General features: G+C 72.6%; 21 protein-coding genes. 7 read left to right on the top strand and 14 right to left on the bottom strand.

Annotated features, from left to right (window positions below; all coding sequences use genetic code 11):
- Positions 1-73 precede the first annotated feature (73 nt).
- Positions 74-433 (top strand): glyoxalase/bleomycin resistance/dioxygenase family protein, encoded by a 360-nt coding sequence (locus M8I34_RS39445; protein WP_030087202.1) that lies wholly within the window; start codon positions 74-76, stop codon positions 431-433.
- A gap of 39 nt (positions 434-472) precedes the next feature.
- Here the strand turns inward: M8I34_RS39445 and M8I34_RS39440 are convergent, their stop codons facing one another.
- Together M8I34_RS39440 and M8I34_RS39435 are read right to left on the bottom strand one after the other, a co-directional pair.
- Positions 473-1,396 carry an NADP-dependent oxidoreductase gene (locus M8I34_RS39440; RefSeq protein WP_250057911.1) on the bottom strand — a complete coding sequence of 308 codons (924 nt, stop codon included), beginning with the start codon at positions 1,394-1,396 and terminating at the stop codon, positions 473-475.
- Positions 1,397-1,500: 104 nt separating this feature from the next.
- Positions 1,501-2,157 (bottom strand): TetR/AcrR family transcriptional regulator, encoded by a 657-nt coding sequence (locus M8I34_RS39435; RefSeq protein ID WP_250057910.1) that lies wholly within the window; start codon positions 2,155-2,157, stop codon positions 1,501-1,503.
- Between the two features lie 62 nt (positions 2,158-2,219).
- Here M8I34_RS39435 and M8I34_RS39430 point away from each other — a divergent pair, with 62 nt between their 5' ends.
- Complete coding sequence (locus tag M8I34_RS39430; protein ID WP_250057909.1) at positions 2,220-3,548, top strand: aldehyde dehydrogenase family protein; 1,329 nt, start codon at positions 2,220-2,222, stop codon at positions 3,546-3,548.
- Positions 3,549-3,590: 42 nt separating this feature from the next.
- On the opposite strand, the gene M8I34_RS39425 is transcribed toward M8I34_RS39430, so the two are convergent.
- Both M8I34_RS39425 and M8I34_RS39420 read right to left on the bottom strand, forming a co-directional pair.
- Positions 3,591-5,618: a DUF5107 domain-containing protein gene (locus tag M8I34_RS39425; protein WP_250057908.1), complete on the bottom strand. Its 2,028-nt coding sequence runs from the start codon at positions 5,616-5,618 to the stop codon at positions 3,591-3,593.
- A 108-nt stretch (positions 5,619-5,726) separates the two neighbouring features.
- Positions 5,727-6,632 (bottom strand): arginase family protein, encoded by a 906-nt coding sequence (locus tag M8I34_RS39420; RefSeq protein ID WP_250057907.1) that lies wholly within the window; start codon positions 6,630-6,632, stop codon positions 5,727-5,729.
- 110 nt (positions 6,633-6,742) lie between these two features.
- On the opposite strand from M8I34_RS39420, the gene M8I34_RS39415 reads away from it, so the two are divergent.
- Complete coding sequence (locus M8I34_RS39415) at positions 6,743-7,078, top strand: DUF6204 family protein (protein ID WP_250057906.1); 336 nt, start codon at positions 6,743-6,745, stop codon at positions 7,076-7,078.
- On the opposite strand, the gene M8I34_RS39410 is transcribed toward M8I34_RS39415, so the two are convergent.
- From M8I34_RS39410 to M8I34_RS39395, 4 genes are all read right to left on the bottom strand, one after another.
- Positions 7,059-7,469 (bottom strand): glyoxalase superfamily protein, encoded by a 411-nt coding sequence (locus M8I34_RS39410; protein ID WP_250057905.1) that lies wholly within the window; start codon positions 7,467-7,469, stop codon positions 7,059-7,061. The two genes, M8I34_RS39415 and M8I34_RS39410, sit on opposite strands and share 20 nt — an antisense overlap.
- 12 nt (positions 7,470-7,481) lie before the next feature.
- Positions 7,482-8,033 carry a GNAT family N-acetyltransferase gene (locus M8I34_RS39405; protein WP_244417921.1) on the bottom strand — a complete coding sequence of 184 codons (552 nt, stop codon included), beginning with the start codon at positions 8,031-8,033 and terminating at the stop codon, positions 7,482-7,484.
- A 77-nt stretch (positions 8,034-8,110) separates the two neighbouring features.
- Entirely contained in the window at positions 8,111-9,631 is a 1,521-nt protein-coding gene (locus M8I34_RS39400) for a CoA transferase (protein WP_250057904.1), read from the bottom strand.
- Between the two features lie 26 nt (positions 9,632-9,657).
- A complete protein-coding gene (locus M8I34_RS39395) occupies positions 9,658-10,569 on the bottom strand; it encodes a DUF2867 domain-containing protein (protein ID WP_250057903.1) in 912 nt (303 codons plus the stop codon).
- A gap of 45 nt (positions 10,570-10,614) precedes the next feature.
- Here M8I34_RS39395 and M8I34_RS39390 point away from each other — a divergent pair, with 45 nt between their 5' ends.
- The 3 genes from M8I34_RS39390 to M8I34_RS39380 all read left to right on the top strand — a co-directional run bounded on the left by M8I34_RS39390 (position 10,615) and on the right by M8I34_RS39380 (position 12,819).
- A complete protein-coding gene (locus M8I34_RS39390) occupies positions 10,615-11,253 on the top strand; it encodes a TetR/AcrR family transcriptional regulator (protein ID WP_250057902.1) in 639 nt (212 codons plus the stop codon).
- A 148-nt stretch (positions 11,254-11,401) separates the two neighbouring features.
- The gene (locus tag M8I34_RS39385; RefSeq protein WP_250057901.1) at positions 11,402-12,589 is read left to right on the top strand and encodes a cytochrome P450; all 1,188 of its coding nucleotides are present in this window, start codon (positions 11,402-11,404) and stop codon (positions 12,587-12,589) included.
- 35 nt (positions 12,590-12,624) lie between these two features.
- Complete coding sequence (locus M8I34_RS39380) at positions 12,625-12,819, top strand: ferredoxin (protein ID WP_030984014.1); 195 nt, start codon at positions 12,625-12,627, stop codon at positions 12,817-12,819.
- A 117-nt stretch (positions 12,820-12,936) separates the two neighbouring features.
- Here M8I34_RS39380 and M8I34_RS39375 read toward each other — a convergent pair whose 3' ends face one another.
- The 6 genes from M8I34_RS39375 to M8I34_RS41530 all read right to left on the bottom strand — a co-directional run bounded on the left by M8I34_RS39375 (position 12,937) and on the right by M8I34_RS41530 (position 20,708).
- The gene (locus M8I34_RS39375; protein WP_308372787.1) at positions 12,937-14,763 is read right to left on the bottom strand and encodes a CocE/NonD family hydrolase; all 1,827 of its coding nucleotides are present in this window, start codon (positions 14,761-14,763) and stop codon (positions 12,937-12,939) included.
- A 218-nt stretch (positions 14,764-14,981) separates the two neighbouring features.
- Positions 14,982-15,914: an LD-carboxypeptidase gene (locus M8I34_RS39370; protein WP_250057900.1), complete on the bottom strand. Its 933-nt coding sequence runs from the start codon at positions 15,912-15,914 to the stop codon at positions 14,982-14,984.
- The gene (locus tag M8I34_RS39365) at positions 15,911-17,938 is read right to left on the bottom strand and encodes a prolyl oligopeptidase family serine peptidase (RefSeq protein WP_250057899.1); all 2,028 of its coding nucleotides are present in this window, start codon (positions 17,936-17,938) and stop codon (positions 15,911-15,913) included. Before M8I34_RS39365 ends, M8I34_RS39370 begins: the two co-directional genes overlap by 4 nt.
- A gap of 48 nt (positions 17,939-17,986) precedes the next feature.
- A complete protein-coding gene (locus M8I34_RS39360) occupies positions 17,987-19,351 on the bottom strand; it encodes a M20/M25/M40 family metallo-hydrolase (protein ID WP_250057898.1) in 1,365 nt (454 codons plus the stop codon).
- Entirely contained in the window at positions 19,344-20,177 is an 834-nt protein-coding gene (locus tag M8I34_RS39355) for a M55 family metallopeptidase (RefSeq protein WP_250057917.1), read from the bottom strand. Before M8I34_RS39355 ends, M8I34_RS39360 begins: the two co-directional genes overlap by 8 nt.
- A gap of 405 nt (positions 20,178-20,582) precedes the next feature.
- Positions 20,583-20,708, bottom strand: a complete 126-nt coding sequence (locus M8I34_RS41530; RefSeq protein WP_284051326.1) for a hypothetical protein — start codon at positions 20,706-20,708, stop codon at positions 20,583-20,585.
- A 15-nt stretch (positions 20,709-20,723) separates the two neighbouring features.
- Here M8I34_RS41530 and M8I34_RS39350 point away from each other — a divergent pair, with 15 nt between their 5' ends.
- Positions 20,724-21,437: a helix-turn-helix domain-containing protein gene (locus M8I34_RS39350; RefSeq protein ID WP_250057897.1), complete on the top strand. Its 714-nt coding sequence runs from the start codon at positions 20,724-20,726 to the stop codon at positions 21,435-21,437.
- Positions 21,438-21,441 lie beyond the last annotated feature (4 nt).

Here is a 21,441-nt window from a genome sequence, read left to right as displayed (position 1 = left end):
GACGCGACGGGGTGCGGACTGATCACGGCCAACTGATCGCGAACCGGCAGGGCGTCCAACTAGGCTTGTCCATATGGACATTCTGGGGACCTCATTGCGGGTGTGCGTCGGTGATCTCAGTGCCGCGATCGGCGTCTACGAACGGCTGACGGGCGCGGAGGCGATCCGCTTCCAGCGCGGCGGGGTGTCGGTCGCGGCCGTCGGGCCATTCTTCCTGATGAGCGGCCCCGAGGCGGAGTTGTCGGTGCTGCGGAAGATCACGGCGACCATCGCCGTCAAAGATGTGGACGACGCGGTGGCCGATCTGACGGCGGTCGGCGCGGACATCATCGCCGGTCCCCTGCCGACGCCGATCGGCCGCAATCTGGTGGCCCGCCACCCGGACGGTTCGGTCTTCGAGTACGTCGACCGGAAGCAGGACGGGGAGGCCTAAGCCTCCCCGTCCTGCTTCCGGTGCGTGCGGACCGCCTCGTCAGGACACTTCAAGGACGATCTTGCCGCGGGTCCGCCCGGCCATGCTCCGCCGGAACGCCTCGGCGGCCTCGCGCAGCGGGAGGATCACCTCGACCGGCACGGTCAGCTTCCCGGCGTCCGCGAGGGCGCCGAGCGCGGTCAGATCGTCGGTGTCGGGGCGCACCCACACCATGTGGCCGCCCTTGCTCTTGACCTCGCCGTCGGCGATGGACGCCACCCGGCCGCGGTCCTTGAGCAGCTCCTGCGAGACCTCCACGACGCCACCGCCGACGAAGTCCACGGCCGCGTCGACGCCTTCGGGCGCCAGTGCCCGCACCCGGTCGGCCAGACCGTCGCCGTAAGTGACCGGCTCCGCGCCGAGGGACCGCAGGAACTCGTGGTTGCGCTCGCTGGCCGTACCGATGACGCGGGCCCCCTGCGCCACCGCGATCTGGACGGCGAGCGAGCCGACACCACCCGCGGCGGCGTGCACCAGGACGGTCTCACCGGCCTTCGTGCCGACCCGCTTGAGCGCCTGATAGGCGGTCAGCCCGGCGAGCGGGAGCCCGGCGGCCTGCTGCCAGCTGAGCGAGGCGGGCTTGCGCGCCAGGGTCCGGACCGGCGCGGCGACCAGTTCGGCGTAGGTGCCGTGCTGCACCTCGTCCTTGCGGACATAGCCGATGACCTCGTCGCCGACCTCGTACTCGGTGGCGTCCGCGCCCACGGCCTCGACCACGCCCGCCACGTCCCATCCGGGAATGAGCGGGAAGTGCACGTCCATCATCGGGTCCAGATAACCCGCGACGATCTTCCAGTCCACGGGATTGACCCCGGCCGCCTTGACCCGGATCAGGAACGAGTCCGGGCCCACCTTCGGTTCGGGGCTGTCGGTGTATTCGAGGACGTCGGGGCCGCCGTAGCTGTTTGCGATGATTGCCTTCATGATCCGCTACAACGTGTGACGGCCGGGGTTCATTCCACGGTCGGGCGCACGGTCACCGCAATGGCGTACGAGGCGCACGGCGGCCGGCCGGCGGTGCCGGACGCTCAGCCGGGTTGTGCCCCCAGGGCGCGCAGCAGGAACGGGAGGAGCTCGCGGATCGCCGCCTCACCGGACGAGGGGCCGTCCGTGCTGCCGGAGTGTGCCGCGTCCGGCGTCAGGAAGAGGCGGCTGACCATCGAGCCGACGACCAGGTCGGCCAGCACATGTGCGTCCTGGAGCGGCGGGATGTCGCCGCGGGCGACCGCGCGGCGCACCACGGCGGCGGCCCGGTCGCGGACCGGCTGGATGATCGCGGTGTCCAGGACGCGGGCCAGCGCCTCGTTGTGCGCGGCCTCGCCGATGAGGACGTGCAGCAGCCGGCCGCCGGGGCCCTCCATGGTGCCGGCCTTGTCCCGGAGCAGGACGGCGAGGTCGCCTTCGAGGCTGCCGGTGTCCGGCTGGGGGCCGAGGTCGCTCGCCCAGCGGACGGCGGTGCCGACGACCAGATCCTCCTTGGAGCGCCAGCGGCGGTAGAGGGTCGCGGTGGAGACCCCGGCGCGCTTGGCGACGGCCGCGGTGGTGAGCCCGCCGTAGCCGCTGTCCTGGAGGACGGCCACGGTCGCCTCCAGGAGTGCCCGGTCGCGTCGGGCGTCCCGCGGGCGGCCGCGGGCGGGCGGCCGTTCGGCGGATGCGGGCTGGTTGCTCTCGGTGCGTTCGGCCACGGCCGGAGTCTACCGGCAGGATTACGAAACGAAATGTTTTCGTTTCGTGTAGCGTCGCTGCCATGGCCTCGCACACCCCCGCCCCCGACCTGGACGGCGCCGCTGTCGTCGGCAGGCTCCGCCGCACCTTCGCCACCCGCCGTACCGCCGCCCCCGACTGGCGGCGCGGCCAGCTCACCGCGCTGCGCAGCCTGCTCACCGACCACAGCGACGAGCTGCTCACCGCACTCGCCGCCGACCTCGGCAAAGGCCCCGAGGAGGCCTACCGCACCGAGATCGGCTTCACCGTCCACGAGATCGACCACACCCTCGCCCATCTCGACGACTGGCTGGCGCCCCGGCCCGCCGAGCTGCCCGACCGGCTGCTCCCGGCGACCGCCCAGGTCGTCCGCGAACCGCTCGGCGTCGTCCTGGTGATCGCGCCCTGGAACTATCCGCTGCAACTGGCGCTCGCCCCGCTCGTCGGCGCGCTGGCCGCGGGCAACTGCGCCGTCGTCAAGCCCAGCGAACTCGCCCCCGCGACCTCGGCCGCCATGGCCCGGCTGCTGCCGCGCTATCTGGACGGCGACGCGGTGGCCGTCGTCGAGGGCGCCGTCCCGGAGACCACCGCCCTGCTGGCCGAGCGCTTCGACCACATCTTCTACACCGGCAACGGCGCCGTCGGCCGGATCGTCATGACGGCCGCCGCGCGGCATCTGACGCCGGTCACCCTGGAGCTGGGCGGCAAGAGCCCCGTCGTCCTCGACCCGGGTACGGATCTGGCCGCGGCCGCCCGGCGGATCGTGACCGGCAAGTTCCTCAACGCCGGCCAGACCTGTGTGGCGCCCGACTACGTCCTGGCCATCGGCGACACCGCGCACGCCATCGAGCCGCACCTCGCCGAGGCGGTGCGCGAGGCCTACGGAGCCGATCCGGCCGGCGCGGACGAGTACGGACGGATCGTCAACGAGCGGCACTTCGACCGGGTGACCGCCCTCCTCGGCAGCGGCCGCACGGTCATCGGCGGCGCCCACGACCGCGCCACCCGCTACCTCGCCCCGACCGTCCTCGCCGACGTCACCCCCGACGCACCGGTGATGCAGGAGGAGATCTTCGGCCCGGTCCTGCCGATCGTGCCGGTGCCCGACCTGGATGCGGCGATCGCCTTCATCAACGGGCGCGACAAGCCGCTGGCGCTCTACGCGTTCACCTCCTCCGACGCCACCAAGCACCGGCTGCTGACCGAGACCTCCTCGGGCGCGCTCACCTTCGGGCTGCCGGTCGCCCATCTCACCGCGCCCGGCCTGCCGTTCGGCGGGGTCGGCGAGAGCGGGATGGGCCGCTACCACGGCGAGTACTCCCTCGACACCTTCAGCCACACCAAGGCGGTGCTCGACAAGCCGCTGGGGTGACGGCGGGCGGCCGAGCCGCTGGGTGACGGCGGGTGCCGCCCGCTACACCGGCCGCATCCGGTAGTCGTACCGCTCCGGGAGCGGATGCCCCGACCGGGCCTCGGCACGGACCTGTTCGGTGACCGGTCCGCCGCCCGCGACCAGCCGCTCGGCGATGGCGTACCAGGTGTCGCCGAGCACCTCGTCGCCCTCCCGCAGACCGGCGACCTCGAAGCCCGCATCGAAGATCTCGCGGGCCGCGGCCGGCCGGCCCTGGGCGAGCAGCACCTGTGCGGTCAGCAACCGGAAGCGGCCGTCGTCCTGATCGGTCTGCCGCAGGCCCGCGAGCAGCTGCGCCGCCTCGTCGGTACGGCCGGCCGCGAGCAGCGCGGGCACCGCCTCCCGGGCGAGCGCGGGCAGCACCGCCCGCCAGTCCCTGGCCGCCGGGTCCGGGGCCGCTGCCGCCCGTGCCGCTTCGGCGCAGGCCAGCGCATAGCGGTCGGCGGCGCGTCCCGTTTCCCCGGCCACCGATTCGGCGACGGCCAGGCAGTACAGCGGCAGACAGCCGCCGTCCTGCCCGAGCGCACGCTCCCAGCTGCGGACCGCCTGCGCACGGTCGCCGGCATGCCACTGGGCGAGTCCCAGGTGGTAGTCGGTGGCCGGGCCCGGCCGCGCGGACTCCAGCAGATCGCGCCAGGCCGGCGCGACCAGCGCGGGTCCGGGGACGGGGCGGGCAGCCGGCAGGTCCCCGGTTCCGAGCAGCGTCAGCCAGGGCTCCTGCTCCGCGCCCAGCGTGGCCGCGTCGAACGGCGTACCGGGCAGGTCCAGTCCCGCGCGGGCGGCCTCCAGCGCGCCCCATCCGGAGCCGGTGGCCAGCGACTCCTTCGGTTCGTGGTCGGCGTACGGCAGCCAGGCGGCATAGGCGGCATCGACCTCCGCGCGCGGCAGTACCGCCGCCAGCCGGGCCGCGGCCTCCTCCCGGGCCGCTCCCCAGTCCGCGCCGTGCACCGCCGCGGGGTCGGTCTCCAGCGGCCCGTACGCCTCCAGCCAGCTGAACTCGCCGCCGGCGTCCAGCGGTACGTGCTCCAGCTGTGTACGGGCCAGACCCGCCTGGATCTCGGCATAGCCATCGGTGCCGGGCTCGGTGAGCCACTGCTGCCAGCGCCGCCCGGCCCGCCCCGCGCCCCACAGGAAGAGCTTGCGGCCGCGCAGCGTGTCGGTGGAGGTCTGCACCAGGCCGCGGCCGTCCGCGTCGAGGGAGGCGATCCAGCGGCGGGCGCCGTCGGGCACCGCGTAGAAGTAGTCGGCGGGGAATTCGCTGCGCAGCGGATAGGTCCGGTCGGCGCCGTCGGAGTGCGGTACCGGGACGCGGCGCAGGGTCCGTTCGTAGCCGAAGTGCCAGGCCTCCTCGGCGGGGGCCAGGACACGGGTGTGCGCGTCCTCGGGCACGGCGGTGTTGGACCACCAGTAGACCGGCACGGTGTGGTGGTGCGGATTGCGGATCCGGACGCCCACGTGCAGGAAGTCGGAGCCGTCGGGCAGCCACAGGTCCACCTGGAAGGGCAGGTCGCGCAGCCGCTCCCACTCCCACAGCCGCAGCATCTCCCCGCCGTCCGGCGCCGGGACACGGGCGGCGTGCAGCGGGGCGCAGGAGAGGGTGGTGTGGCCGGTGGCGCCGATGTTCCATTCGATGCCGCCGGAGAACCAGGCGCCGTTGAGCGCGAAGGCCGCGGGCTGCCACACCGGGTTGCGGTAGAGCAGTTCACGGTCGGTGGGCTTGTGGTGCAGGGAGTGGACCCGGCCGCCGAGACCGGGCAGGACGGTGGCGCGCAGCCGGTCGTTCTCGATGACCAGCGCGTCGAGGTCGGTGGTGCGGCGGGTGCGCCCGTAGCCGTCGCGCATCCGGGCCGGCAGGAGCGAGCGCAGCGGCGCATACCCGATCTGCCGGGCCATGTCGGCGGGCAGGCCGGCGTCCTGGGGGATCTCGATGCGGTGCAGGTCCTGGCCGCCGCGGAGGGCGGGGAGGGGGTTGTCGGAGCCGAGGGGGGCGGCGGGGAGGGTCAGGGTGGTGCGTCGCACTCTCGTGGCCACGGCTGCCTCGCAATGCTGGACCGGGCCACCTCGGCTGCGGCGGCCTCCTGTTGACCATGGAACCGCGTGGCCGCCGGTCTGAACAGGGCTTCTTACGGCCCGGTGAGGTCAGGGTTGCGCAAAAAGGTCCTCAAGGAGGCCGGCGAGCAGCACCGCGCCGGTGCCTTCGGGGTCGCGGTCCGGGTCGTAGATGGTGACGTTGACACCGACACAGCGCGGCGAGGCGGCCAACGGGGCCAGCAGGGCGCGGAGTTCGTCGGTCAGCAGACCGCCCGGGTCGGGGCTGTCGACGGCCGGCATGACGGACGGGTCGAGGACATCCGCGTCGAGATGGATCCAGAAGCCGTCGAGCGGCAGGCTCGCGAAGTGGGTGAGCACGTCGCGGGCCACGGCCTCCGGGCCGCGCCGCCGGATCTCCCCGACCGGGACATGGCCGATGCCGAGGGCGGTCAACTCCTCCTGGTCCTCGTCCGCGTCCCGCAGGCCCAGCGCGCGCAGATCCTCGTCGCGGACGTACGGACGCAGCCCCTCGATGTCGGTGAGATCCGTCTGCCCCCGCCCGGTGATCTGCGCCAGGCCCTCCCCGGCCGCGGCACCGACCGGGCCGGACACCGCCACATTGCCCGGGTGCCGGAAGTCGCCGTGGCCGTCGAGGTAGGCCACGCCGTAGCGCCCCAGCCGCCGCAGCGCGAGCACCACCCCGAGCAGAATGCTGCAATCCCCTCCCAGCACCACCGGGAAGTCGCCACTGCGGACGTGCCGTTCGACGCGCGTCGCGAGCTTGCCCGTATAGGCAGCGAGGGCGGTGGCGTGGAAGACTCCGTCGCCCTCCCGCCACTCCCCGCGGTCGTAGCGGGGCGGCACCACCACACCGCCCTCCAGCGCACCCAGCCGCCGCAGCAGCCCCTGCTCGCGCAGCGCGCCCGCGAGTTTGTAGCAGCCGGGGACGGTGCCGGGCGCGGGCGGCCGCAGTCCCAGGTTGGAGGGGGCATCGATCAGCACGGTCCGGCGCATACGGAGATCGTCACACAGCCGCACCGGAAAAGGGGAGGCCTTGAAACATCTGCCGAAATAGCCTGTCACTTCGGCTCACCGGCACACGGCAGAACGGAAGACCACACCCCATGACGGCCCAGCACACCTACCGAGTCATCGTCCGCGGCAAGTGGGACAGCCTCACGGCACCGTCACGGGACAAGCTGCTCGCCGAGGCGGACGACCACGGTCTGGCGCAGATGCAGTTCACGCCCGAGGGCTCGCTGGCGTACGAGCGCACGCTGCACTCCTTCAGCTTCCGCTACGTCATCGTCTCGGACGCGGCGGACGGCGAGGAGATGGCCGCCGCGCTCGCCGAGGACAAGGCGGAGAGCGCGCTGAAGGCCGCCGGCCTCGGCTACCGGGAGCTGCGGTCCACGGTCACCGACATGGACACCATGAAGATCAACCGCAAGTCCCGTTAGCGAGCCCGTCGGACGGCTGCGCGGAGGTGCCCGGCTCGTTGAAGCGCAGGCGGTTGCCGAAAGGGTCGGTCAGGGTCAGCGAGGTCCCGATCTCGTCCTGCTCCAGACCGGGCCGCAGATACGGATAGTCCTTGCCGGCCAGTTCGGCGTGCAGGGCGCGCACCCCGCTCAGCTCCGTGTAGAGCGTGGAGCCGGGCGTCGCGTCGCCATGGTGTTCCGACAGATGCAGCACGAGGTCACCGCGCGAGACCTGGGTGTAGAGCGGCATACCGGGCTCGAAGCGGTGCTCCCAGTCGACCGCGCAGCCGAGGTAGTCGACGTAGAACTCATGGGCCTTGGCCACATCGAAGATCCGGAAGACCGGTACGGTGCGCTCGAAGACGATGTCCATGACGACAGGGAATCACACCGTTTTCCCGGCGACCATCTCGGCAGTGATCGCCCAGCGCTCGTGATCGCGCCAGGCGCCGTCGATGAAGAGGAAGTCCGGGGAGAACCCCTCCAGCCGGAACCCCGCCCGCTTGACCAGGGCGATCGACAGCTCGTTGGCCGGCTGGACATTCACCTCCAGCCGGTGCAGCCCCATCTCCTCGAAGGCGTGGTGCAGGACGAGCCGGAGCCCCTCGCTCATCAGTCCGCGGCCGGCGGCGTGCGCGAAAGCGCCGTAGCCGATCGCGCCGCAGCAGAACGCGCCGTGCACGATGTTGTTGATCGTGAGATAGCCGGCGATCCGGCCGTCGGCGAGCTCGCAGATCAAGAACCCTTCGCGCAGCGGCTCCTGGAGCCTGCGCAGATAGGTGTCATAGGCGGCGGCGTCGGCCGGCGGGAAGAGCCACGGGCGGTGCAGCTCCGCGCTCTCCCGTGCCAGCGCGGTGAACTCCTCCCGGTCGGCGGCGGTGAAGTGGCGGATGCCCACCCGCGGGCCCTGTGCGAGGTAGCGGTCGTTGATCGTCACCGGAGGATCGTACGGAGGGGGACGGCGGCGGACCAGCGTTTTGACCACTCCCCGGCCCGCGGCCCGCAGGCCGGGGCCTACCGCCAGACCGCCGCATCCGTGCCGCAGCGGCCGGGCGGGGCCGCCCAGGTGGCCGGTGCGCCGTCGAAGGAGACGGGCGGGAGGGCGTGGCGGAGCCGGCCGAGGGGGCTGTCGGTCTCCCGGAGGTGCGCTGCGGGGTCGTAGGAGTCGGCGCCGGGCGCCTGCGCCACGTGGCCGTGCCCCTCGGGTCCGGCGTGCGGCTCGCCGTCGGCCCCCAGGCCGTGCATCAGCCAGCGCGCGGTGCGGGCGAGGGCGAGGGTGGCGAGGAACGAGCCGCCCGTACGGGACTGTTCGGTCAGGGCGCGGAACACCGCCGCGGCCAGCAGATAGCCGGTGCCGTGGTCGAGCGCCTGGGCGGGCAGCGCGCCGGGGGTGCCGCTGCGCTGCGCTCCGCCTCTGCTCTGTTCTGAGTCCCCGGATGCAGAGCCCGCGTCCGCTTCGACGGCGGCGATCCCGGTGGCCACCTGCACCAGGCTGTCGAATCCGCGCCGCCCGCCCCACGGGCCGTCGTCGCCCCAGGCGGAGAGCCGGGCCACCACCAGCCCCGGGCGGCGTGCGGCCAGCGCCTCGGGGGTGAGGCCGAAGCGGTCGAGTGCGCCCGGACGGTAGCCGGTCACCACGACGTCCGCGCGGGTCAGCAACTCCTCGAAGGTCGCACGGCCGGCGGACGAGCCGAGGTCGAGGGCGGCGGAGCGCTTGCCGAAGCCGGTGTCGCTGTGGGCGTCCTGACTCTCCGGCAGCTGGGGGGCGTCGATGCGCAGGACGTCCGCACCGAGCAGCGCCAGCGTGCGGGTGGCGACCGGCCCGGCGATCACCCGGGTCAGATCGAGCACCCGCAGCCCGGCGGCCGGCAGCACCCGCAGCCCGGCGGCCGGCAGCGTCGGCGGGCCGGCGAGCGGCGGCAGCCGGCGGGTCGGGGCTCCGGCGTCCAGGGCGTCGAGGGTCAGCAGCGGGTGGGCGGCCACGGCGGCGCCCTGCGGGTGGGCGTCCCACTCCCCCGGTGTGCGGGCGACGACGGCCAGTCCGCCCGCGGCACAGACCGTCTCCTCGATGTCGGCGGCCCGGCGGCCGGCCAGCACGGTCCCGACGTCGGGTGCTTCGGCGGTCTCGGGGAGGTCCAGTGCGTGCAGCAACCGGGCGCGGTGGTGCGGGTAGTTGGCGTGGGTCCGTACCCAGCCGTCGGCGGTGCGCCAGAAACGGGAGAGCGGGGCGAAGGACGAGCAGGCGCGGCCGTCGATGCGCAGATGGCGTTCGCTGAGGAAGGCGGTGGCCACCGCGCCGTCGTCGACGCGTACGGCAGGCACCGGACCGCCGTTGCGCCGGGCGGCCAGTTCGGCCGCGGCGAGCGCACAGACCGCGACCGTGGACCGGGCCAGCGACATCGCCGGGAGCCGGGCCGGCAGCAGACCGGGAGGACCGCCGAAAGTGATCCGCTCCGTCAGGGCCGGGTCGCCGCCGAGGGCCGCCCAGGCCAGGTCCGTACCGCCGTTGGCTCCACCGCCGTGCCGTTGCCCCATTCGGGCAGTGTGGCACGGGCTCCGGGTCACCCCCGCGCGAGCTCCCGTTCCCCCGCGCTCGGTGCGGCGAGCGCCAGACTGCGGTGGAAACGGCGCAGCATCATGCGGGCCATGAAGGGGTGGACACGGCGTACGACGGCGAAGTAGAGGCGGCCGGCCGTGCGGTGGATGCGGACGACCGTGCCGAGCGTGACCCGGCCGTCCGCGACATGGACCGAGGCGCGGAAGTCCAGGTGACGGGCGTCCGCGCCGAGCAGGATCTCCTGGTCCGTGCGCCCGAGGACGGGGAAGGCCGCCCCGCGCAGCACGCCCTGCCAGGCCGCCGGTTCCTGCGGCATGCCGGGCCGCAGCTCCAGCTGCCAGGCGTCCTGGAAGTCGGTATGCGGGAAGGCGCTGTGTGCCAGCCGGGCCGCGGCGGGGAGGGGGACGGCGCGGGGCCGGTCCCAGAGCAGACGGTGGAGCAGGCGTACCCGGGCCGGCCGGCGGACCGGGGCCGGCGCCCGGCCGGTGGCGGCCCGTTCGATGTTGTCGAAGAGCTCCTCCACGACCGTGCCGTGCACGGCCCGGATGCCCAGTGACCACAGCAGCCTCCGGAGGAGCGGGAGTCGGCTCTCCAGCACGTGTTCCACCCGGCAGCTGCCGGGATCCAGCGGCCGCACGGTGACCTCGTGCCATCCGCTCTCCCCGCCGGTGAAGCGGAAGCGGATACGGCGGCCCGGCTCGTATGCGGCGACGCGGTAGCGGATGAAGCCGTGCCCGCCGTCGGCGCCCACGCCCAGCGGGCGGTCGAAGCGCATCGGCGGCCAGACGGGCGTGGGAAAGAGCGGATCGCCCGCGCCGCCGAGCCGGTCGAGCAGGGCCCCGACGGCCGCGGCCGGGGCGGGGACGGTGCGGGCATGGACATCCCGGACGGTACTGACGGCACTGACGGCACGCACAGGGCACCTCCATACGGTGGCGTATGTTTGACCGTACGGTACCGTATGGATATGGCCCCACAGCGAGCGAAGGCACTCCGCGACAGCGGCACACGGCAGCGGCTGACCGCCCAGGACTGGGCCGAGGCCGCGCTGGCGGCCATGGGCGAGGGCGGGCTCGCCGCGGTGGCCGTCGAACCGCTCGCCGCCCGGCTGGGCACCACCAAGGGCAGCTTCTACTGGCACTTCGCCAACCGGGACGCGCTGATCGAGGCCGCGCTGGAGCGCTGGGAAGAGACCTGCACGGAAGCCGTGATCGCCGAAGCGGAGGCCGAGCCCGACCCCGGCGAGCGGCTGCGCGGACTGCTCGTGCGGGCCACGGACCGGTCGGCCGCCGACCCGCTGGACGTCTCCCTGCTGGCGACCGCGGCGCATCCGCGGGTGGCCGCCGCGCTCGCCCGGGTGACCGCCCGGCGGATCGGCTATGTCGCCGCGCTCTTCACGGAGCTGGGCTTCCCCGAGGACGAGGCCCGGCGCCGCGGCCTGCTCGCGTACACCGCCTACCTCGGGCACACCCAGCTCGGGCACGCCATCCCGGAGAGCCTGCCGGCCGACGCCGCACGCGACCGCTATCTGGACGGGGTGATCGAGACCCTCGTACGGCCGCTGAACGGAGGTGAAGGTTCCGATAATGAGCGAATCTGAGCGAAGTTGGCCGAACTGCGCGTAGACGTGCCCGGCATCCGAGGCATGAGGTGAGATCAGCGCGCCGAACACGGCGCGCATCAGCATTGACATCTCACACCCGAGCAGCTCGACCCCCGCGTTGAGCTTCTCGTACGGGAGGAATGCCGTGACCGAAGCGATCTCCTACTTCCAGGACCGCACCTGTCCCTACCACCCGCCCGCCGGCTATCAGCCGCTGCGGGAGACCGGGCCGCTGAACCATGTCGCGCTCTACGACGGCCGTAAGGTGTGGGCCGTAACCGGCCACAGCGAGGCGCGGGCGCTGCTGAGCGACCAGCGGCTCTCCTCCGACCGGCAGAACCCGGCCTTCCCGATGCCGTTCGAGCGCTTCGCGTCGATCACTCAGGTCAGGACACCACTGATCGGGGTCGACGACCCGGAGCACAACACCCAGCGCCGGATGCTGATCCCCAGCTTCAGCGTGAAGCGGGTCGCCGCGCTGCGGCCCGACATCCAGCGGATCGTCGACGAGCTGCTCGACCGGATGCTGGCCGAGGGCCCGCCCGCCGAGCTGGTCTCCGCGTTCGCGCTGCCGGTCCCCTCGATGGTGATCTGCTCGCTGCTCGGCGTCCCGTACTCCGACCACGAGTTCTTCGAGGGCGAATCCCGCCGCCTGCTGCGCAGCCGTACGGCCGAGGAGGCCAAGGATGCCCGGATCAAGCTGGAGGAGTACTTCACCGAGCTGATCGCCCACAAGGAGAAGAACCCGGGCGACGGGCTGCTGGACGAACTGATCGAGGAGCGGCTGCGGACCGGCGCCCTCGCCCACGAGGACCTGGTCCGGCTCGTCATGATCCTGTTGGTGGCCGGCCATGAGACCACCGCCAACATGATCTCGCTCGGCACCTTCACGCTGCTCGAACACCCCGAGCAGCTGGCACAGCTGAAGGCCGAGGAGAGCCTTATGCCGACCGCCGTGGAGGAGCTGCTGCGGTTCCTGTCCATCGCGGACGGCATGCTGCGGGTGGCGAAGGAGGACATCGAGATCGGCGGACAGCTCATCCGCGCCGACGACGGTGTCCTGTTCCCCACCTCCCTGATCAACCGGGACGAGGCCACGTATCCGTCGCCGGACCAACTGGACCTCGACCGTTCCGCGCGCCACCACATCGCGTTCGGCTTCGGGATCCACCAGTGCCTGGGGCAGAACCTCGCCCGGGCGGAAATGGAGATCGCGCTGCGCTCGCTGTTCACCCGGATCCCGGACCTGCGGCTCGCCGTACCGGCCGCCGAGGTCCCCTTCAAGCCGGGCGACACCCTGCAAGGAATGATCGAACTGCCGCTGGCCTGGTAGCAGCCATGACGGCAGACGAAGGAAAGGGGTCCGGGATGCGGATCACGATCGACACCGACATCTGTATCGGCGCCGGCCAGTGCGCCCTGACCGCGCCGGGAGTGTTCACCCAGGACGACGACGGCTTCAGCGCCCTGCTGCCCGGCCGCGAGGACGGTGCGGGCGACCCGCTGGTGCGGGAGGCCGCCCGCGCCTGCCCCGTGCAGGCCATCACGGTCACGGACGACTGAGCCACCACCCTCGCGGACGACCCGGCTGACGCGCGCGGCCCCGGCCGACACCCGGCACCGCGGCGCGCCCGGCACCTTCCGCCCACCCACTTGTCCCTACGGCATCCACCCCATCCGCTACCGCAACATCCCTTGTGTGACGGGCAGTTCGAGCACCCCGGTGTCCCCGGGCGCGCTGGAGACCGTCACCGGCTTCACCCCTCGATTGCCCGCATAGGCATCGTCGCTCGCGGCGATGACGAAGCGCAGTCGGTGCCCCGGCTCGTAACGGTGCACGATGCCCGGCAGTTCCACGGTGAACCTCCGGGTCACATCGGGCACCCGGGCCGGGGCCACCAAACGGTGCACCAGCGTCTTCCTGCCGTCCGGCGCGACGTCGTAGAGCTTGGCGAAGAGCACCAGTTTGTCGGCCGCGTCCGAGGAGTTCTGCGCCTGCTCGGCCCGCGGTGAGGAGACCTTCAGCGTCACCCTGGGCGCACCGACCACATCCACCGGCCCGCCCGCCACCGGCTTCGATGTCCAGTCCAGGTAGGTGCCCCTGGCGTCGTACGGCGCCGCGTCCGGCAGGCCGAGCAGCCCGGCCAGCGAACTCTCGGAGTGGCTGGTGGCCGTCCGCAGATTGCGGTACTCCCGGCTGCCGCGCGCCACCTCGCCGCGACGGCCGACGAGTGTGCCGTCGCCGGAGAGGTACAGGCGCAGGCTGCCGCCCGCCGGGAAGGCGCGGGAGGCGGCATAGGCGGGCCCGTCGCTCACCCAGTCCCGGTAGTACGCGAAGGCCGGGCCGGTGCCGGTCGCCGTCCGGTGGTGCAGATACCGGTCGAACCACGCAAGGATCCGCCGCCCGACATAGCTGGTGTCCAGATTGCCCTGCGCCAGGTCGAGTTCACCCTTCGCGGGCTTCTTCATCCCGCCGCTGTGGCCCCAGGCCTGCCAGATCATCTTGGCCGGGGTGCCCTGTGCGGCCAGGGTCCGATAGGTGGCGGCGGCCTCGTTGAGGTTGAACAGACTGTCGTCCTCGCCCTGGACGAGCAGGGTCGGCGCCTTGACCGACGCCAGGTACGAGACCGGGGAGACACTGCGCGCATAGCGGAGTACCGCGTCGGTCCGGCCGGCCGGGTATTTGCCGGAATCCAGCAGCCGCTTGGTGTCGCAGGCCTGCGCGACGAAGTGCAGACAGCCGGCGCCGCCGGTCCTCGACGGGTCGAGGTTCGGATGCAGCAGCCCCTGCGCCTCGCCGATCAGAAAGAACCCGTTCGTCCACTGCCACTTGTACGCACCGGGCAGCGGCCCGGTGACACCCCGCGTACGTCCCGCGTTGTTGGGGTCGAGGGAGTAGGAGAGGTCGTTCCAGGTGATGAGCGGGACCAGCGCGTCGAGACGGTGGTCGGCGGAGGCGGTGGCCAGCTGGACCGCCCCGCCGTAGGACCCGCCGATCATGCCGACCCGCGGATCGCCGGTCCCGTCCTTGGTGACGTAGTCGATACGCGTCCCGTTGTCGGCCGTACGGGTACCCGCCAGCAGGTCGACCAGCCCGCTTGCCGCCCGGCCGTCGATCCTGGGGTCGTCGAGGGAGATCGGGCAGCCGGTCTTGCCGAACCCGAGCCCGGAGTAGGCCAGTGCCACATAGCCGCGGGCGGCGAAGGCCTTGGCGAGGGCGTCGGTCGGGCCGTCCGCCTTGTTGCCGCCGAAGCCGTTGGTGGTCAGCACGGCGGGCGCGGGGTGGGCGGCGTCGGCGCCGGCCGGGCGGTAGACGTCCGTGTCGAGCGTGCACTTGCGTGCACCGGCCCGGACTGTGACCTTCAGTGCGGTGACGGTGTACGGGTCGGCGGCGGCGGTCGCGGGGACGGTCAGTACGAGGGGGGCGGCGAGGGCGGAGCCGGCCAGCACGGCGAGGGACCTGCGGAGCACGGGGCGGGAATCGCCACGGGACACTCCTCGGGACACGCTGGGCACGAAGACCTCCACACACGTCGTACCAACCAGTCGGTAGCGGCGCGCTCATGCTGTGACACGCGTCATGGCATGTCAACGCTCCCGACGCGGGTCGTTGTTAGGACGTCAGTTCAGCGCTGTCCCCTGAGCGGTTGCAGCGGAACGAGTGCTCCACCGGGCCCTGAGATCAAGGCGCTTGATGGCGCATCAGCGCACAGGTCAGCCGGCGCTCACCGCGTCGCCGGTGCCTCGAAGGTCAGCGTGCCGGCCGTCGCGTCCAGCTCCGCGGGGACGCCCAGCGGCATGGTCAGCGCGGAGTCGCCGTGCCCGAAGCCGAACTCCTCGGCCACCGGTACCCCGAGCCCGCCCAGCCGGTCCACCAGCACCTCCCGCACCCGCTCATAGGGCCCGCAGCGGGCCCAGGAGCCGAGGACGATCCCGGCGACGCCGTCCAGCCAGCCGGTGCGCAGGAGTTGGGTGAGCGCCCGGTCGATGCGGTACGGCGACTCCCCGACGTCCTCCAGAAGCAGCAGGCCGCCCGCCGCGCCGCGCCTGGCCTGCGGGGTGCCCAACTCGGTGGCGAGCATGGCCAGACAGCCGCCGAGGGTGACCCCGCGGGCCCTCCCCGGCACCAGCGGCCGGGCGGACGGCGGGGCCAGGGTGCGGACGGTCTCCGGTGCGAAGAGGGTGCGCCGCAGATGCTCGCGGGTGGCGTCGTCCTTGAGGAAGACCTCCCCCGCGACGGCCGGCCCGTGCAGGGTGGACACCCCGGCGCGCACCGCGAACGCCTCGTGCAGCACCGTCACATCGCTGAAGCCGACCAGCGGTTTGGGGGCCGCGGCCCGGAGGGCGTCCCAGTCCAGCAGGTCGACCATCCGCTGGGCGCCGTAGCCGCCGCGGGCCGCGAACACCGCCTTGACGGAGGGATCGCACCACGCCTCCTGGAGGTCGCGGGCCCGCTCCTCGTCGGAGGCCGCCAGATATCCCAGAGTGGCGTGGGTGTCCCTGGCATGCGGCGCGGCGACGGGGTCGAGATCCCAGCCGCGCAGGACGTCCAGCCCGCGATCCAGCCGCTCCGGCACGAGGGGACCGCTGGGTGCCACCACCGCCACCCGGTCACCGGGCCGCAGCCGCGGCGGCCGCACCGGCTCCCCGGACGTCATCCGCGCAGCTCCAGCGCCGGGACATCGCTGCGGGTGAGGCCGAAGGTCTGCACGTAGAGGGAGAGTTCGGCCTCCACGGCGCGCACGATGGTCTCTTCCCTGCGGAAGCCGTGCCCCTCCCCGGCGAAGGCCAGATAGGCGTGCGGCATGCCGCGCCCGGCGACCTCGGCGAGGAACCGCTCGCACTGCGCCGGCGGGCAGATCACATCGTCCAGGCCCTGGAGCAGCAGGAACGGCGCGGCGATACGGTCCGCACGATGCAGCGGCGAGCGCTCGCGGTAGCGGTCGGGCACCTCCGCGAGCGGACCGACCAGCGAATCCAGATACCGCGACTCGAAGTCATGGGTCTCGCCGGTGGCCCAGCCGGTCAGGTCCAGGATCGGATAGCTGATGGTGCCGCAGGCGTAGAGGTCGGTGGCGGTCAGCGAGGCGGCGGCGGTCCAGCCGCCGGCGCTGCCGCCGCGGATGGCCAGCCGCGCGCGGTCGGCGGTGCCCTCGTCGGCCAGCGCCCGGGCAACGGCCGCGCAGTCCTCGACGTCCACCACGCCCCACTGGCCGCGCAGCCGCTCGCGGTACGCACGGCCGTAGCCCGTCGAGCCCCCGTAGTTGACCTCGGCGACGCCGATGCCCCGGGACGTGAAGTAGGCGATCTCCAGGTCGAGCACCAGCGGGGCATGGCTGGTGGGGCCGCCGTGCGCCCACACCACGTAGGGCGGCAGCTCGCCGTCGGGGGCCCGGTGGTCGGGGCTGTGCGGCGGATAGAGGTGGGCGTGGATGTCCCGCCCGTCGGGGCCGGTGAAGGTACGGCTCCGCGGCCGGGGGTAGTAGGCCGGGTCCACGACGTCGGCATGCCGGCCGGCGATCCCCCGGGCGCGTCCGGTGCAGGTGTCCAGCTCGACGATCTCGTACGAGCTGTGCGGGCCGGCCGCGATGCCGAGGACGCGGCTGCCGTGTACGGCGAGGGTGGGTGCCCATTCCGTCCAGGGGCCCGCGGAGTCGACGAGTTCACCGCTCACCGGGTCGAGGATGCCCAGGGTGGTGGAGCCGCGGCCGTGGATCACCGCGAGGGTGCCGTTCTCCAGGGGCAGGAACCAGCGCTGCCCGACGTTCCACAGCGGCCCGCCGAACTCCTCCTGCCGGGCCGGGCACAGGCCGCGGCTCGCCACCACACCGTCGTCCGCCGCGTCAGGGTCGATGCGCTGCACCTCCCACCAGCCGCTGACGTCGGAGACGAACAGCAGCGAGCCGTCGGCCGCCCACTCGATCTGCGCCACGGACTCACCGGCCGCACCGCCCTGCGGCGCGGGGGTGCCGAGGTCGCCGACGAGCGGCCGGATGTCCTCGAACTCGCCCTTGCCGGTGATCCGGGCCACCATCGCCAGCGTGCCCTCCCAGGGCATCCGGGGGTGGTCCCAGGCGATCCACGCGGCCCGCCGTCCGTCGGCCGAGATCCGCGGACCGGTCACGAAACGGTGCCGGTCATCGGTCAACTCCCGTACGGAAGCGCGGTGTTCGGCCGCCGAGCCGTCGAGCGGCACGGCCGCGATCACCCGGCGCACCTCGGTCGGCCGGTCACCCGTGAACTCCTCCAGGACGCACCAGACCTCACCGAGCTCCGGGCGCAGCACCGGGTCGGCCCAGCGCAGCCCGGCACCGACGCCGGAGTGCGGGGTGAGCGGGCGCGGGGCCTCGTCGCTGTCCGGTGCGTAGGCGTACAGCCGCTGGTCGGCGAAGTTGCTGAAGACGACCAGCGGTCCGTGCTCGGTGACGGTGCCGGCCCAGGGCTGGCCGCCGTACTCCAGCACCCGGCTGCGGACGTTCCAGGGTGCGGGCAGCACCGACTCCTCGGCGCCGTCCGGCCGCAGCCGCACCAGCGCCCGCCGGCCGCCCTCGGAGGGCCGCGGCTCCGTCCACCACACCTCGTCGCCGACCACGCCGACGAAGGCGGGCCGGCCGTCGTGCGCGGCGACCGTGCGGGCATCTATCGGGGACGCCCAGCTGCCGTAAGGAGCCGTGGTCACCATGGGCAGTTCCTCTCCTCCACCGGTCGGCGCGCGGCGCCGGCCGGTCGGTCAGACCGTGCGCAGGAAGTGATCGAGCACCCGGACGCCGAAGTGCAGTCCTTCGACCGGCACACGCTCGTCCACGCCGTGGAAGAGCGCCTGGTAGTCGAACCCCTCAGGCAGTTTGAGCGGCGAGAAACCATAGCCGGTGATGCCCAGCCGGGAGAACTGCTTGGCGTCCGTGCCGCCGGACATGCAGTACGGCACGACATGGCCGTCCGGGTCGAAGCGCTCGATCGCCGCCCGCATCGCGGCAAAGGACGGGGAGTCGACCGGAGCCTGGAGCGCGACCTCGCGATGCTGGTAGTCCCAGCTCACATCGGGCCCGGTGAGCTCGTCCATGGTCGTACGGAACTCCGCCTCGCCGCCGGGAACGACCCGGCCGTCCACCTGGGCGACGGCGGATCCCGGGATCACATTGACCTTGTAACCGGCCGACAGCATCGTCGGGTTGGCGCTGTTGCGGACGGTCGGCTCGACCAGCTTGGCGGCCGGTCCGAGCTTGCCCAGCAGCGCATCGACCTCAAAACGCGGCGCGTCGACATCCACCTCGATGCCGTGCAGCGCGGCGAGTTCGCGCAGTGCGGCCCGCACGGTCGGGGTGAGCCGGACCGGCCACTCGTGCGCGCCGATCCGGGCCACGGCCGCGGCCAGCCGGCTGACGGCGTTGTCGCGGTTGACCTTCGAGCCGTGCCCCGCCCGGCCCCGGGCCGTCAGCTTCAGCCAGGCCGTGCCGCGCTCCCCCGCCGCGACCGGGTACAGCCGCATCCCGCTGCCCGCGTGGAAGGTGAAGGCTCCGGACTCGCTGATGCCCTCGGTGCAGCCCTCGAAGAGCCCGGCGTGCCGGTCGGCGAGGAAGCCCGAGCCGTCCTCGGCGCTGGCCTCCTCGTCGGCGGTGAACGCCAGCACGATGTCCCGCCGCGGCCGCACTCCGCTGCGGGCCCACTGCCGTACGGCGGCGAGCATCATCGCGTCCATGTTCTTCATGTCGATGGCGCCCCGGCCCCAGACCACGCCGTCGCGGACCTCCCCGGAGAAGGGGTGCACGCTCCAGTCGGCGGGTTCGGCGGGGACCACGTCCAGATGACCGTGCACCAGCAGGGCGTCGGCCCCGGGATCCGTGCCGTCGATACGGGCGACCACATTCGTGCGGCCCTTGCTGCGTTCCAGCAGGGTCGGCGTCAGCCCGGCCTCGGCCAGCCGCTCGGCGACGTACTCGGCGGCCGGGCGCTCCCGGCAGGCGCCGTCGCCGGCGTTGCTGGTGTCGATCCGGATCAGCTCGGAGGTGAACCGCACCACCTCGTCGAGCGCCTGCCGGTCCACGCCGGCGGCCTGCCCGGCTGCCGGCTCCCCGGCGCTGTCACGCTCAGCCATATTGTTCCTCCACGGCGGACGACACGACGGTGGTGACCGCCTTGAAGCACCGGATGGCTTCGTACATGTCCTGACCGGTATACGCGACGCGGCGCTCCCCGGAGCGCTCCACGCCGGGCACACAGGTCGCCGCGCCCACCAGATGCTCGGCGTCGAACTCCAACTCGAACCGGAACGGCCCGCGCCGGGACGGTTCATGACGCACCGCCAGCGCTGCCCCCTTGCGGGCCGCGGCCCGGATCTCGGCTGCCGTGCGGGCCGGCGGCCGGCATACCGCCGCATAGCGCGACACATAGTCCTTGACCGCCACGCCGGGTGCCTGCGGGGCGTAGCCCAGCGCGTCCTGGCAGGTGCGGTCGTCGCCGGTGACCAGCACCACCGGTACGCCGTACTCGGCGACCACCAGGGAGTTGAGATAGCCCTCGCTCGCCCGGGTGCCGTCGACCCAGACGCCGGTGAGGGTGTTGGCGAGGTAGGTGTGGGCGAGGACGCCTTCGGTGCCCGCCCCGGTGTGGTAGCCGACGAAGGCGATGCCGTCGACGTCGCCGTGCTGCACGCCCTCGACCATGCTGAGCGATTTGTGCCGCCCGGTGAGCATCTGCGCCCGCTCATCGAGCTGTTCCAGCAGCAGATTGCGCATCGTCCAGTGCGCCTCGTTGACCAGTACGTCGTCGGCCCCGCCGTCGAAGAATCCGGCAATCGCCGCATTGACGTCGGACGTGAACATATGGCGGCAGCGCTCCCATTGAGGGGTGCCGGGCAGCACATCGGCGGGCCAGGTCACGCCGGTGGCACCCTCCATGTCCGCGGAGATGAGGATCTTCACATTCACCAGTCCTATCGCAGCCAGGAGGCGGTGTGCACGGGTCCGGACACCACTCGTTCACCTCGCGTTCATCGGGACCGAACGGCCCACCAGCGTAACCAGGACCTTCGGCCTGACGCCCCGTCCAGGACCTTCCGGGTCAGTCACCTTGGCCCCAGCATCACCATTTCTTCGTGCGAGCACCACGATTCCTTCCAACCGGAACCTGGGGGTACGCTCTTGTGGCGCCGCATCTCACACAGTTTCTGTCGCAAAGCGGAAGTACTTCCGACGGAATCCGTAAGGACTTCTGAACGAGTTCTGTCAGCTGCCGACGGCACGTGCCAGGTGCGGTACAACAGGCCGGACCAGCTTCCCGCGCGATGAAACAGAGGCAGAATGGTGAGCGAAGCCCTCAAAGACGCCTTACCGCAACGCGGCATCCAGGCCAACAGCGAAGACGACCAACTCGCGATCCTGACCGAACTGATCGCGCAAACACTTTGCGATCGCAACCCAGGCTTCCGGGAAGTCATCGAGCACGGCGGTCATGAGCAGGTCACACGTGTGATCGAGGAGGTACTACGGGGCGGCCGGCCGCTGCCCGACAAGGTGCGCGCGGTCATGCTGCGCACCGACACCGACATCCACCTCGTGGCGTCCGCGCTGGGCGACTGTCTGGTCAGCGCACCGGGCGAAGCACCGGGCCTGCTGATCCCCGCCCAGCTCGCCGACGGCAAGAGCGGACGGGCCCGGCTGAAGGGGGTGCTGCGCCATCGCGCCGCCGTGGTCGGCCATGCGGTACCGCCGCACGACGCGGCCGCGTCCGTGCGCTCCGCGTCCCGGCTGCTGGATCTGGCGTCCCCGCACGACGGCCCGGAAGCCGGCGTGGTGTTCGTCGACGACCACCTCTCGTCGCTCCTTCTCCTCCAGGACGAGTCGCTGTCCCGCACACTGATCGCCCGGCACCTGAGCCCGCTCGCGAAACTGACGCCGGAGCGGTGCGAGCGCCTGGAAGCCACCCTGCTGGCCTGGCTCGGCGGCATGGGGGCTCCGGAGGTGGCCAAGGCGCTCAGCATCCATCCGCAGACGGTGCGCTACCGGATGCGTCAGCTCGAGAAGCTGTTCGGGGCCCGCCTCCGCGACCCGCGGACCCGCTTCGAGATCGAGATGGCACTGCGCAGCCGCCAGCTGATGGCGGGCGCACGCCGGCGGCGCGCGGCCGTCACCCGTCGTCCACGCGCCGCCGCCAAACCCCGCACAGCCCTGCCCCGCCCTTAGGGCC

Source organism: Streptomyces sp. MCA2 (genome assembly GCF_023544705.1).
Classification (GTDB): domain Bacteria; phylum Actinomycetota; class Actinomycetes; order Streptomycetales; family Streptomycetaceae; genus Streptomyces; species Streptomyces decoyicus.
The sequence above is the reverse complement of the archived record's forward strand: the minus strand, read 5'-3'. Positions and strand labels throughout refer to the sequence as shown.

Excerpts from the sequence above, each read along its gene's own strand:
- M8I34_RS39445 (WP_030087202.1), top strand. The coding sequence starts at position 74 with ATGGACATTCTGGGGACCTCATTGCGGGTGTGCGTCGGTGATCTCAGT.
- M8I34_RS39440 (WP_250057911.1), bottom strand. The coding sequence starts at position 1,396 with ATGAAGGCAATCATCGCAAACAGCTACGGCGGCCCCGACGTCCTCGAA.
- M8I34_RS39430 (WP_250057909.1), top strand. The coding sequence starts at position 2,220 with ATGGCCTCGCACACCCCCGCCCCCGACCTGGACGGCGCCGCTGTCGTC.
- M8I34_RS39420 (WP_250057907.1), bottom strand. The coding sequence starts at position 6,632 with ATGCGCCGGACCGTGCTGATCGATGCCCCCTCCAACCTGGGACTGCGG.
- M8I34_RS39415 (WP_250057906.1), top strand. The coding sequence starts at position 6,743 with ATGACGGCCCAGCACACCTACCGAGTCATCGTCCGCGGCAAGTGGGAC.
- M8I34_RS39410 (WP_250057905.1), bottom strand. The coding sequence starts at position 7,469 with ATGGACATCGTCTTCGAGCGCACCGTACCGGTCTTCCGGATCTTCGAT.
- M8I34_RS39400 (WP_250057904.1), bottom strand. The coding sequence starts at position 9,631 with ATGGGGCAACGGCACGGCGGTGGAGCCAACGGCGGTACGGACCTGGCC.
- M8I34_RS39390 (WP_250057902.1), top strand. The coding sequence starts at position 10,615 with ATGGATATGGCCCCACAGCGAGCGAAGGCACTCCGCGACAGCGGCACA.
- M8I34_RS39380 (WP_030984014.1), top strand. The coding sequence starts at position 12,625 with ATGCGGATCACGATCGACACCGACATCTGTATCGGCGCCGGCCAGTGC.
- M8I34_RS39370 (WP_250057900.1), bottom strand. The coding sequence starts at position 15,914 with ATGACGTCCGGGGAGCCGGTGCGGCCGCCGCGGCTGCGGCCCGGTGAC.
- M8I34_RS39365 (WP_250057899.1), bottom strand. The coding sequence starts at position 17,938 with ATGGTGACCACGGCTCCTTACGGCAGCTGGGCGTCCCCGATAGATGCC.
- M8I34_RS39360 (WP_250057898.1), bottom strand. The coding sequence starts at position 19,351 with ATGGCTGAGCGTGACAGCGCCGGGGAGCCGGCAGCCGGGCAGGCCGCC.
- M8I34_RS41530 (WP_284051326.1), bottom strand. The coding sequence starts at position 20,708 with ATGACCGCCGTGCTCGATGACTTCCCGGAAGCCTGGGTTGCGATCGCA.